The 13,296-nt window shown below is 48.1% G+C and carries 9 protein-coding genes; all 9 read left to right on the top strand.

The genetic code is table 11. The features are described from left to right. The first annotated feature begins 80 nt into the window (after window positions 1-80). The 9 genes from nikB to EBO34_RS09490 all read left to right on the top strand — a co-directional run bounded on the left by nikB (window position 81) and on the right by EBO34_RS09490 (window position 13,161). On the top strand, window positions 81-1,004 hold the full coding sequence (gene nikB, locus EBO34_RS09530; protein WP_122897658.1) for a nickel ABC transporter permease: 924 nt from the start codon (window positions 81-83) through the stop codon (window positions 1,002-1,004). A 17-nt stretch (window positions 1,005-1,021) separates the two neighbouring features. Further along, window positions 1,022-2,584, top strand: coding sequence for an ABC transporter permease (locus EBO34_RS09525; protein ID WP_122897657.1), 1,563 nt, complete (start codon window positions 1,022-1,024; stop codon window positions 2,582-2,584). A 9-nt stretch (window positions 2,585-2,593) separates the two neighbouring features. Next, on the top strand, window positions 2,594-3,622 hold the full coding sequence (locus EBO34_RS09520) for an ABC transporter ATP-binding protein (protein WP_122897656.1): 1,029 nt from the start codon (window positions 2,594-2,596) through the stop codon (window positions 3,620-3,622). Continuing rightward, window positions 3,588-4,562, top strand: a complete 975-nt coding sequence (locus tag EBO34_RS09515) for an ABC transporter ATP-binding protein (RefSeq protein WP_122897655.1) — start codon at window positions 3,588-3,590, stop codon at window positions 4,560-4,562. Before EBO34_RS09520 ends, EBO34_RS09515 begins: the two co-directional genes overlap by 35 nt. A 15-nt stretch (window positions 4,563-4,577) precedes the next feature. After that, entirely contained in the window at window positions 4,578-5,342 is a 765-nt protein-coding gene (locus tag EBO34_RS09510; RefSeq protein ID WP_122897654.1) for an asparaginase, read from the top strand. 13 nt (window positions 5,343-5,355) lie between these two features. Then, window positions 5,356-6,531, top strand: a complete 1,176-nt coding sequence (gene iadA, locus EBO34_RS09505; protein ID WP_122897653.1) for a beta-aspartyl-peptidase — start codon at window positions 5,356-5,358, stop codon at window positions 6,529-6,531. Between the two features lie 237 nt (window positions 6,532-6,768). Beyond that, window positions 6,769-8,841, top strand: a complete 2,073-nt coding sequence (locus EBO34_RS09500; RefSeq protein ID WP_122897652.1) for a sigma 54-interacting transcriptional regulator — start codon at window positions 6,769-6,771, stop codon at window positions 8,839-8,841. A gap of 427 nt (window positions 8,842-9,268) precedes the next feature. Beyond that, window positions 9,269-9,718, top strand: a complete 450-nt coding sequence (locus EBO34_RS09495) for a MarR family winged helix-turn-helix transcriptional regulator (RefSeq protein WP_122897651.1) — start codon at window positions 9,269-9,271, stop codon at window positions 9,716-9,718. Then, window positions 9,715-13,161, top strand: coding sequence for an efflux RND transporter permease subunit (locus EBO34_RS09490; protein WP_122897650.1), 3,447 nt, complete (start codon window positions 9,715-9,717; stop codon window positions 13,159-13,161). The genes EBO34_RS09495 and EBO34_RS09490 overlap by 4 nt, the downstream gene beginning before the upstream one ends. Window positions 13,162-13,296 lie beyond the last annotated feature (135 nt).

The following is a 13,296-nucleotide window of genomic DNA, read 5'->3' as shown; positions in this document are numbered from 1 at the left end:
GGTGAAAGTATCTACCTTGAGTGCAACCGGAATCCCCTGATTTAAAACTCTAAAACCTTCATTCAGAAAGAGGTGAGACCATGCTTCAATTTGTACTTAGAAGACTCATAGGCATGATTCCGATCTTATTTATCATAACAATCATTTCTTTCCTGTTCGTTCACCTCACACCGGGTGATCCGATCCGGATTATGTATGGAGCGGAGATTGACCAGGAGACGTATCAGACGCTTCGTGAGCGTGAAGGCTTCAACGATCCGCTTCCTGTTCAATACGGCCGTTATATGAAAGATATGCTTGTGCATGGGGACCTCGGACAATCGTACCGGACACGGGCAGACGTATCCGAAGAAGTCATCCGCCGGTTTGGCTATACCTTTGTCCTAACGATACTGAGTATGTTCTGGGCGATTTTAATCGGAGTTTCTGTAGGTATTATCTCTGCAACAAAACGAAACTCCATCTGGGACAGAGCGGGGATGGTGTCGACCATTACAGCACTCAGTATCCCTGAATTCTGGTTTGGTCTGATGCTCATGCAGATTTTCGCTGTTCAGCTTGGCTGGTTTCCTACAAGCGGAGCCGGAACACCACTGCATATTTTGCTGCCGTCGATTACCCTCGGGTTTGGTGTGGCAGCGACCATTGTACGATTTACCCGCTCCAGTGTCCTCGAAGTGATGCGGGAAGATTACGTGCGGACCGCCCGGGCAAAAGGGCAGAAGGAACGTGTGGTCATCTGGAGTCACGTCCTGAGAAACGCACTCATTCCTGTTGTCACCATGGCAGGTCTGCAGTTTGGCTTTCTCATTGGAGGAGCTGTCGTTGTTGAACAGGTTTTCGCCTGGCCGGGGCTGGGGTCTTATCTGATCGATTCCATTTTGTCCCGTGACTATCCGGTTATACAGGCATTGATTCTATTATTCTCACTGCAGTTTTTAGTTATAAATCTACTGGTGGATATCAGCTATGGATTCTTAAATCCGCAGATCCGCTATGACTGATGGAAAGGAGACAGCCTATGAACACGAATGAGACGAAGCCCTATTCTCCTTTCAGGGAATTCCTTACGAAGTTTTTAAAGCAGAAGATGGCTGTGGCCGCTTTTGCCGTAGTCATTCTGATTTTATTTGTGGGCTTGTTCGGATCGCTACTGGCGCCATACGATCCACACCGCCCGGTTACGTCCCAGTATCCTGGTAAAGGCATAGACCTGGATCAGCTTACCAATGCGTCGGTTACGATTGAAGGGGTTCTTACAGACGGGTCAACCATTGAAGGAGCGGAGATTGCGCAGCTGACGGCCGATTCGGAAAACCGGAGAATTGCATCGATCCGCCGTTCCGCGCGGGGCATTTTAGTGAACGGCAATACGTCGGGCTTTACAAATGCCACAATTGAAAGCGGGGATGTGAGCTCGTCATTCCAGGTAGTGGTGGAAGGGGAGTCTCTCCTGGAAGGAAAAGAGCCGGTAATTTCACAGCTGATCCCATCACAGCCTGAGGGTGTCCTCTCTCCTGGAGATGAGTTTCAACTTAATGTTACGGCCATTTTGACCGATGGAGAAGAGATCACAGAACATGCAGACATTCACGAACTCGCTTTACGTTTGTATGAAACAGAAGAGTCAGAAGAAGTATCTAGCGGCTTCAATGCTCCGGCAAGTGACGCCGAAGCCATTGAAGGGCTGCATTTTTCTTCACTTGATGAGGATGTGGCCGAGGTAAGTGACACGGGCGTTGTTACCGTAACTGGTGAAGGGGACGGGGCGATCCGTATTCAGACGGGTCCTGTAAGTTCCGTTGTTCAAATTGCGGCAGGGGAACAGGCGGAGCCGGTTCTTGCCTACTTAAACGTTAGTGAGCCCAACGTTACGCTCACCGATGTGTATAAGCATCAGCCTCCGTCATCCATTCATTATTTTGGAACAGACCACCAGAACCGTGATATCTTCAGCCGGGTCATTCACGGCACGCAGGATACACTCTTAATCGGATTTGTTTCTGTGGCGATCGGTGCGTTTATCGGGACCGCCCTTGGTCTTTTGGCAGGATTCTACGGCCGCTGGGTGGACAGTGTGGTTACGAGAATGACAGACGTTCTTCTTGCTTTCCCGGGGATCCTTCTAGCCATTGCGGTTATTGCCTTTCTCGGTGCGGGCATTACGAACATCATTTTAGCCGTGGCTGTCTTTACGATTCCTGTATTTATCCGTATTGTCCGTGGTTCAACGCTGGCTTTGAAAGAAATGACCTATGTAGAAGCAGCTCGCTCGATTGGGGTAAAAGATCCGGTTATTATTCTCCGGCATATCTTCCCAGGCACCCTTTCTGTTGTGATGGTTTATCTGACAATGCGGATTGGTGTGGCGATTTTGATCGGGGCCGCCCTCAGTTTCCTTGGACTCGGGGGAGACATTACGGCGCCGGAGTGGGGATCAATGCTGAGTGCTGCAAAAGACAACAGTGGTACTGTGTTTCATGCTACGTTCTTTCCGGGACTGGCCATTGTCATTACAGTGCTGAGCTTCAATATTCTGGGTGACGGGCTTCGTGACGCCCTCGATCCGAAGCTGAAAGAATAGGTGATACAAATGGCAAATGTACTTGATATAAAAAACCTCGAAGTGAGTTTTAAAAGTGACGGGAAAGATGTGAAAGTCGTAAACGGCATCAGTTTTTCCATTAAAGCCGGTGAAACTGTCGGCGTGGTAGGAGAGTCGGGGTGCGGTAAAAGTGTTACATCCCTATCCATCATGAGGCTGATCCCATCGCCGCCGGGGCGGATTTCCGGCGGGGAGATCCACTTTGATGGTGAAAACCTCCTGGATAAAAAAGAGCGGGAAATGCGTAAGATCCGTGGAAATGATATTTCAATGATTTTTCAGGAACCGATGACGTCGTTAAATCCCGTCTTCACTATCGGCAAGCAGATCAATGAAGTGCTGCTTCTTCATAACCGTATGACCCATGCCGAAGCCAGAAAGAAATCAATAGAAATGCTGAAGCTTGTAGGTATTCCCCGGGCGGAGCAGATATACGACAGCCACCCTTACCAGCTGTCGGGAGGCATGAGGCAGCGGGTAATGATTGCCATCGGTCTCGCCTGTGAACCGCGTCTTCTCATTGCTGATGAACCGACGACGGCTCTGGATGTGACAATTCAGGCTCAGATTCTCGATCTGATGCGTGGTCTAAAGGAAAAGACGAATACGGCGATTATGTTCATTACCCACGACCTTGGTGTAGTGGCGGAAATGTGCGACCGTGTGGTAGTGATGTATTCTGGTGAAATTGTAGAAGAAGCAGATGTAGATACGCTCTTTAACGATCCCAAACACCCGTACACGGTCGGACTTCTCGGCTCACTGCCGAAAGTAGATGAAAAACAGGACCGGCTCTTTTCCATATCCGGTCAGGTTCCGGCACCCGGTACTGTGGAAAAAGGATGCCGCTTTGCGGGGCGTTGTGACCATGTGATGCCTCATTGTACACAGGAGGATCCTCCTTTTCTGAAAATGAAGGACGGGCATCATGCCCGCTGCTGGCTTTATGACGACGTACACGGACGAAAGGAGGAAGCAAAAGATGGGCAGACCACTCTTGGACGTGAAAGACCTTAAAATTCATTTTCCCCAGAAAAAGGGCGTAATCAAAAAGCACGTCACCTATGTGAAGGCGGTCGACGGGATTTCTTTTTCCTTAAATGAAGGGGAGACTCTCGGGCTCGTTGGAGAGTCCGGGTGTGGAAAGTCCACTACAGGACGTGGCATTACCCAGCTTGTTCCTACGACTGACGGTGAAGTTCTTTACGAAGGAACAGATATTGCTTCCCTTTCCAAATCCGATCTTCGTGTGCAGCGTAAAAATATGCAGATGGTGTTTCAGGATCCTTATGCCTCCCTGAATCCCCGTCTTACGGTTGAAGACATTCTTGCGGAGCCGTTGAAGGCCCACGGAGTGAAAGATAAACAGGAACGCAAAAAGCGTATAGAAGAAATGATGGATGTAGTAGGATTAAACCGGGATTTTATCCGAAGATATGCCCATGAATTTTCAGGAGGACAGCGTCAGAGGATCGGTATTGCCCGGGCGCTTATTCTAAACCCGAAGCTCATCATTGCTGATGAGCCTGTAGCGGCCCTGGACGTCTCGATTCAGGCACAGATTCTGAATTTACTTAAAGATCTACAGGAAGATTTCGGGCTCACCTACCTGCTTATTTCCCACGATCTGAGTGTCGTCCGTCACCTGTGTGACCGGGTGGCGGTCATGTATCTCGGGCGTATGGCGGAGATCGGCAATACGGATAAAATCTTTGAAAACCCGCTGCACCCCTACACCCAGACGCTTCTTTCTGCTATTCCGATTACGAACCCGCGAGAGCGGAAAGAACGGATCATTCTCCAGGGGGATGTCCCTTCTCCGGTAGATCCTCCCAAAGGGTGTGCCTTCGTCGGCCGGTGCCCTAAAGCACATGAACGTTGCCGGGTGGAACGTCCGGATCTTCAGAAGATGGACGAGGACCATTATGTAGCCTGTCATTTGTATGATCCGCAATAGAAAGGAGGGAGTGGTATGACAGTAAAGCATTCGATTGAACAAGGGCCGGGTCAGATGGGGCATCTGGCTGTGTACCACTCCTTGAATGGCTGTCAGTATAAAGAAGGGAATGGAGGTGTGGAAGTGAACCTTCCTTCCCTCCTTCAGCCTTTTTACGCGTTACCCCTTTTGACAACCGGTGCAGCGGAAGCGTATCTGTTAACGGACAGGGAGCTGGCTGTCTGCTGTGGTGTGCAGTATGATTCACCTCTTCAAAAAGATATTGAGCTGTCCCTGCTGTTTCGCTTTGGAATTGAACCGGATGAATTTTATGCTTTTACTGACGATCACACTAGTTTACCTGCATCTTATGTAGGAAAGGCAGGTCTGGCCATGTACCTGCAGCACGACTGGCGAGGGGTTTTCAGCCGTACGCATCCGGTCAGTCAAATGACAGAACAACTCTTATCACGGTGGTCCGGTGAAGTGGGGCGTTTTTCTGTATTGGGTGTTTCGAGAATGTTTAGTACACTGGGGGATGTAACGGAAGTCAGGGAACATTCCCTGAAAAGAGCCATCGTCAAGCTCAGCCATGTAATGGGAATGAGCTGCGGGCCACATACTGTATCTGCTGGAATATCTCCCTGGCAGATTTGGAGTGATCATGTTACATACGCCGGCATATGGGTGCCGGGGAAAAAAGCAGGTGCTGCTGTTTATGCGCCTCGCAATCACGACCCTCTTATGTTTGAAGAGATGAAAAAGCGTGTGGTCAATAGACTTATCACACAACTGATTTGAGGAGGTGGAATACGTGCTTAAGCTAATTAAAGATGTAAGCGTTTATCGTCCGGAATTTTCAGGGAAAAAAGATGTTCTCATTACCGACGGACGAATCGCTCTAATTGAAGACCAAATCAATCTTGAGAGTCTGGACCCGTCATCGTATGATGTGACAGACGGATCGGGGAAACGGTTAATGCCGGGTCTGATCGATGCTCATGTACATATTACCGGGGGCGGGGGTGAAGGGAGTTTTAAAACAAGAACCCCTGAACTCATGCTGTCCGACTGCATCGCAGGTGGAATTACAACGCTGGTCGGCGTCATCGGAACCGACGGAACAACCCGGACGATGACAAATTTGATTGCAAAAGCAAAAGCCCTTAAAGAAGAGGGGATCTCGTGTTATTGCCAAACGGGTTCGTATCAGGTTCCCGTGAAAACTTTAACCGGTTCCATCGAGCAGGACATCATCTTAATTGAAGAGATCATCGGGGCAGGGGAGATTGCCATCTCCGATCACCGATCCTCACAGCCGACCCGGGAAGAGCTTGCCCGTATTGCAAGCGATGCAAGGGTTGGAGGGATTCTGTCCGGGAAAGCGGGTGTTGTGAACGTTCACCTCGGAGATAGTCCCGACCGGCTCAAACTGATCGAAGAAGTCGTGGAAACAACTGATATACCGATCACCCAGTTCGTTCCGACTCATATTAACCGGAACGAAGGGCTGCTCGAGTCCGGTATCACTTTTGCAAAGAGAGGCGGCTACGTGGACTTTACGACGAGCACAACAAAGGAAATTCTCGAAGGGGACGAGACGAAATGCAGCCGCGGCCTAAAGAAGATGATCAACAGCGGTGTCCCTGTTGAGCAGATCACCTTCACATCAGACGGCCAGGGAAGTCTGCCGGAGTTCGATGCAAAAGGGAACCTGACCGGACTTAAGATCGGCCGCGTGACGAGCCTTTACAAGGAAGTCCGGGATGCTGTCCTGGAGGAAGGCATAGCCTTTGAAGATGCCATTAAAGTAGCCACATCCAATGTAGCCGACGTGTACAAGTTTACCGGGAAAGGGCGGGTGGCAGTCGGCGCCGACGCTGATTTGCTTCTCGTGAATGAATCGGATCTGGAAATCGAATCCGTCATGGCCCGGGGGCAGTGGATGATGAAGGACAAAGAGCATTTGATGAAAGGAACATTTGAATAGACGAGAGTTGCAACCCCGGCTGGTGCCGGGGTTTTCATTTTGGAGGAGGCATGAACGGTGCTAACTTGACTAAAGAGAAGGCTAAATGGATCAAGTGGACGTGTAACTTGATTAAACCCTTTCCTAACTCGTTTAAAGCCCCGTTTCGCATCTGAATAGAAAATGGCTATTCCCCGTTCCCCAATAAACCCATTTAATATCGCACTATGCTATACTTTAAGCAGAGAGGTGGCGGACATGAGAGAACGGAAATTGGTTGTTTTGGCAGGCTCGGAAGAAACGAGGAAGACTCTTGTGGCCCAGTTGTCGGAATTTATCGGAACATTTGTGCAAATTGAGAGCTATGCCGTGGATGAAGGGATCGGCCGTGTCATTCAGAACCGGGTCGTCTTATTATCTTCATATTTAATAGAAGAAGAGGTGGCTGCTTTTATCGGGAAAGGATGCCACCTGATCACAGCGAAACGGATCGTCAATTTTCACAATATCGATCAGTTGTTTACAGTCCCTAAAGGCACAGAAGCGTTATACGTAAACGATTTCCCTGAGACGGTCAATGAAGCGATTGAGTCGTTAAAGAACCTCGGTATCGACCACATCAAGCTTTATCCTTATTTTCCAGGAAAAAAGATGGTCAAAGACGTATCTCTTGCAATAACCCCGGGAGAGATGGAGCTTGTGCCGAACTCCGTTAAAGAAGTGATTAACATCGGCCCGCGGCTCATTGACATGACAACAATCATTACTGTTCTCGATAAGCTCGGGCTTCTTGAGGAAAAGCAGGAGGAAGTCTCAACCCGCTACATACAAACGATCATTCAGCTCAGCCGGCGTCTGGCCGTAGCTACGAGCGAAGCAAATCAGGTAAGTGAACATTTGAAAAAGGTCGTAGACGGTGTCCATGACGGAATTCTTGCTGTGGATCGGAAAGGGAAAATTACGGTGTTCAACGGCATTCTCGAGAAGCTTCTAGGCTTTGAAGGGAAACGTGTGATCGGAAAGAACATTACCGATGTGATTTCGAATAAAGATCTGGTCACGTTTATTATGGCTGAAGATGAAAAAGAAGCGAATCGTTATTTTACCGTTGAATATGCCGATGTCATCGTGCACCGTTTTTCCATGGAGGCAGAAGGGACCATTGTTGCCACGTTTAAAAATGCGGTGGAAACGATCGAAATGGAAAGAAAGCTCAGAAGAGAACTGGTCAAGCGGGGCCATTATGCAAAATACACGTTCAATGACATTATCGGGCATAACAAACAGTTGCTGGAAACAAAAGAGATCGCAGAGAAACTGGCAAAAACCCAGTTGACCATTTTAATACAAGGGGAGAGCGGGACTGGAAAAGAGCTGTTTGCAAGCTCGATTCATCACGCTTCAAACCGCCATAACGGTCCTTTTTTGGCCGTGAATTTCAGCGCCCTCCCGGAAGAACTGGTTGAAAGCGAGCTGTTCGGCTATGAAGAAGGAGCGTTTACGGGAGCGAAAAAAGGCGGACGAAAAGGGTTGTTTGAACAGGCGAATGGAGGAACGCTTTTTCTCGATGAAATAGGGGACATCAGCTTGAAAGTACAAGCCCGCCTGCTTCGGGTCCTTCAGGAAAAAGAGCTTCTGAGAATCGGAGGAAGCGAGATTATTCCTGTGGACGTAAGAGTCGTTGCAGCAACAAATAGAAACCTTCTTGAACTCATTGAAAAAGGAGAGTTCAGGGAAGATCTGTATCACCGGTTAAAGGTGCTGTTTATCCACTTGCCGGAGCTCAGGAAGCGAAAAGACGACATGGAGGCGCTGATCCGGTATTTCATGCACCAGTCCGGCCGGATGGATGTGAAAATTGAGGCTGAAGTTCTCGATCAGCTTAAGCGGTATCATTGGTACGGCAACATTCGTGAGCTTAAGAACACGATTGATTACATGCTTGCCGTCTGTGAGGATCATGTCATCCGTATAAAAGATATTCCGAACGAGAGCTTCTTTCAGTCAAAACGATTCGGAACAAATGAACGTGGGGTAAAGCAACATGCCTATTCTGAAGCCCCTGACACGGGCTCTACAATAGAAGAACAGGAACTCATTACCGTGCTGCAAATCATCAGAGAGATTGAAGAGAAAGGCCTGGGAATCAGCCGCCAGCGAATCTCCGAGTTCAGCCGGAACTCCAGTCTTCCCCTCTCAGAGCAGCAAGTGAGATACCGAATGGACCTTCTGCAGGAGCGTGGGTTTGTGGAAAAATCAAGAGGACGTCTCGGCTCTAAAATGACCGAAAAGGGCCGGAACTTTCTCAGCACCATTTATACAGGAGAATGAGTAAACTGTCCGAAAAGGTAAACTGTACCTTTTCGGACAGTTTTTTTATGGAGGATAACATTTCACACTTTGTTCACACCTGTTTGTTTGACTTTGAAAAGACTGGGAGATTATAGTTAAGAAAGTTAACGGTTAACTTTCTTAATTTTTAGCTGTTTTCGGATAACTTGTTAAAAATGGAGCGAAAGGCGGCGATTCCGGCGGGAATAGCATCGACTACTAGCGGTTACACCATGTATTAGCTTCGAGTTGCTTCGACGCAGATACTTCGAAGACTAAGTGAGTAGGAAAAAGCAGAAGCCAACTTCCCTGGGAGGCTGAAGTGTTGTCTGCGGAAAGCATACGCCTGTAGCGGAATTACCCATTGTAAGAGGAGCGATTTTTACGAAAAGGGCGTCATTTTTTTGGGTGAGAAGGGACGATTGAAATGAAAATAGAAGATACAGTGCTTGAAATTGAGCAGCTGGTTGTAGACGTAATGATGATGATCCAGCATGAATTTGGTACAGAATATGACAACCGTCTGTCTTCAAATCAGCAGGTGCTGCTGTATTTAATCGGCCGCCACGAGGTGAAGTATGTAAAAGATCTTTCCCATCACCTGAATGTGTCGCCGAGTGCAGTCAGTCAAATGCTTTCAAAACTTGAGCAGATGGAGCTTGTTAAACGAAAGCCCAACGAAGAAAACCGCCGTACGGTTCCCTTTGAGCTGGACGACGAGGGCATTGTGCTTCTTGAGCATATGGAAAGAACGAGGCAGACGATCATGACCAAATACTTAACGAAGATACCGGAAGATGATTTGGCTCATTTCCGTGATGTGTATAAAAAACTCAGAGACATCATGTTAGAGGAGAAAGAGGGGAGTAAGGAATGAAAATAACGAATTTTTCAATACGGAGACCAGTCTTTACCTTGGTAGCAATGACGCTGTTTTTGCTGCTCGGACTCATTTCACTCATAAACATACCATTAAAGCTCATCCCGGATATTGATCCGCCGATCGGAGCAGTAGTAACAAGCTACCCTGATGCTTCGCCTCAGGAAGTAGCTTCACAGGTTTCTGAACCGATGGAAGAAAGCCTGTCGACGCTGCCAGGATTGAATAATATCAGTTCCATTTCAATGGAAGGCTCATCTCTCACGTTGCTGGAGTTTTCATGGGCCACTTCTATTGATGATGTGGAAAATGATATTTTGACAAACATGAATCAGACGCCCCTCCCTGATGATGCGTCCGATCCAAGGTTCTTAAAGTTTGACCCCTCTCAGTTTCCGATCATCCAGATGTCTTTGTCTTCTGTTACAGGCGATGCCTCTGAACTGGGTGAACTTGTAGGAGACCTTGAACAGGAGCTTCTCAAAATTGACGGTGTTGGTTCCATTGATACATTAGGTGATGTTGTCGATGAAATTCGCATCAGTTTAAACCAGGATGACCTGGAAGAGTACGGCCTTACCCAGGACGAAGTGGTTTCTGCCCTGCAGGCTCACAATGTGACGCAACCGGGGGGGAATGTAAGAAGCGGTGATTTTGAACTGACGACCCGTGTATTGTTTGAACTCACAAGTGTAGAAGATATCGAAAATGTTGTTGTCACACAGGATCTTGAGAGTGGAGATGATGTGACTGTTTCGGATATTGGAACCGTTGAACTTACGCCTGAAGCGAGCGATGTTGTGACACGTACGAACCAGGATGCTTCGATTCTCCTGAGTGTGCAGCAACAGTCCGATGCCAATACGGCTGAGGTTTCAAGGGCGTTTAATGAACGCCTTGAGGAACTGCTGGAAGGTGACCGCTACCAGGATATTGACACGGCCATGCTGTTTGACCAGGGGGAATTTATAGAAGAGGCGATTTCTAACGTATCGATGGCACTCATTGCCGGTGGTGTGTTTGCCATGCTCGTTCTTTTCATTTTCCTGCGCAGCTTTAAAACACCGTTGCTGATCGGAATCGCCATTCCGTTTTCGGTTATTGTGACATTCGTTCTTCTTTACTTTACAAACTTCTCGTTAAATATTATGACCCTCGGGGGACTCGCCCTTGGTATCGGGATGCTTGTGGACAACTCGATTGTTGTTATTGAAAACATCTACAGGCATCTTAGTATGAAGAAAGACCCGGCTCAGGCTGCCCGGGACGGAGCCAAAGAGGTTGCCGGAGCGATTACGGCATCGACCCTTACGACCGTTTCTGTATTTTTACCGGTTATTTTTATTACCGGAATTGTAGGGAACTTGTTCCGTGAGTTTGCCCTCACCGTATCATTCAGCCTGTTTGCCTCACTTGCCGTAGCACTCACAGTCGTGCCGATGCTTGCGGCAAGATGGTTAAAGGAACCAAAAGAAAATGAAGAGGAAAAACGCCGGAACTCACGCTTTGTGATGATGTTTGACCGTTCAGCACGATGGTCCCTCCGCCACAGGTTAGGTGTGTTGTTTATCACTCTCCTTCTGCTTATTGGAGGAGGCGTGGGGGTAACGACTGTCGGCACAGAATTCCTGCCTGCAACAGACGAAGGATTCTTCCAGGTGGAAATTGAAATGGAAAACGGGACGCCCCTTGAAGATACATTTGCTGTTATTGAAAGCGTAGAAGAAGTACTCGATGGGGAGTCGCTCATCAAGGATTACACGAGTGTGACTGGCTCTGGCGGTCAGGAAGACAACGTTATGGGCAGCGGGGGCTCAGACGAAGGGTTTATCTATGTGTCTATGGTTCCGACTGCAGACCGTAACGTCACAACGATGGAGTTTGCAGAATCCCTCCGCCGTGACATCGAACGGGCAGCTGAAGACGCTGAAGAGGTGTCGATTCAGCTTGAAGCTTCCTTTGGGGGCAATCCTAATACGTACACATTCAATGTAAGTGATACGAATCCGAACCGGCTCGATGAGGCAGTTGAGGAGATTTATGAAGAATTGTCCGGAATGAGCGAATTCCAGGAAGTGAACAACGATCGTACAGATACCGTGCGTGAAGTGCAGATTTCAATTGATGATGAAGCCGCTCGTGAAGAAGGCTTCACTCCTGCACAGATTGCGAATGCTGTGAACTCCATCATGCGTGGGACCACAGCTACGCAGATTGTAACGGGGGATAATGATGTCTATGAGGTGCGTGTTCAGTATGAAGAAGAATTCATAGAAGACCTGGAGGCACTTGAGGATCTCCTTATCCGCAACAATGAAGGGGACTACGTAGCTCTTAGTGATATTACTGAAATTGAAGAAGGTGACGGTCCGGTACAAATCAACCGGATCAACCAGGAAGAAGCGGTTCAGTTTACCCTTCTATACGGTACACAGTATAACCTGGGGGACATTGGCCAGCTCATCCAATCGACCATCGACGATCTGGACCTGGATGAAGAAACGACGGTTGCTGTTACCGGTGACCAGGAGCTTCTCGATGATGCCCTTGGTGATCTGGTCTTGGCCTTGATACTGGCGATTGTGTTTGTTTACCTGGTCATGGCTGCCCAGTTTGAGTCTCTTCGTTATCCACTGGTCATTATGTTCAGTGTGCCTCTTGTTTTAATCGGGGTAGCGATTGGACTTACTGTAACGCAGACACCAGTAAGTGTGATGGGCTTTATCGGCTTTATTGTTCTGGCCGGTATTGTCGTCAACAATGCGATTGTACTGGTGGATTATATTAACAAACGTAAAGAAGCAGGCCTCAGAAGCTATGATGCGATCGTTGAAGGGGTGAAAGACCGTGCCCGTCCGATCTTTATGACAGCAGCAACAACGATCCTGGGTCTTGTACCACTGGCACTGGGATTTGGTGAAGGAACCGAGCTCCAGCAGCCGCTTGCGATTACAGTTATCAGCGGTCTGATCAGTGGAACGTTCCTGACGCTGTTCTTTATCCCGGTTATCTACAGCTTCTTTGATAAAGAAACACGTAATCTGAATAAGAAGTATGTGACACCTGATGGTCAGCTCGTACCGGCTTATCTCCTTGATGAGCGGTATACAAACGACCAGGGGAGAAGCCGGCAGAAGATGATTGCTGATGGGAAAAAAGAGCAGGAGGAACTTGACTTCCAGGAGTTTTACCGGGAAAAAGAAATTGATTCCCGTGAGTCAGCTTATCTCGATGAGCCAAAGGATGTGCGGGAGGCTGAATTCCGTGAGGTTGACAGGAACGGAGAAAAACAGGATGACCGTTTCATTTATGACCCGGACAATCCGCCGAAGTTTCCTTCCCGCAAAGACCGTCACCGTCTAGACAACATGTCCAACGATGAATTCCTGGATATGCTTGACACCTTTGTAAAACGCAACAAACGAAGAGATGATGAATAGATAACTCAGCGCGGGTCCCGGAATGGGCCTGCGTTTTTTTTAGGAATTTATCTTGTAATTTTCTGATAAGTAAGTATAATGTATTTTAATCCGAGTAAACCCATAAGGATTATACAATATATTTTGTGAGAGGAA

Origin of the sequence: Alteribacter keqinensis (assembly GCF_003710255.1) — a bacterium.
In the GTDB taxonomy this organism is placed as follows: domain Bacteria; phylum Bacillota; class Bacilli; order Bacillales; family Salisediminibacteriaceae; genus Alteribacter; species Alteribacter keqinensis.
This window is presented reverse-complemented; position numbering and strand designations above follow the sequence as displayed.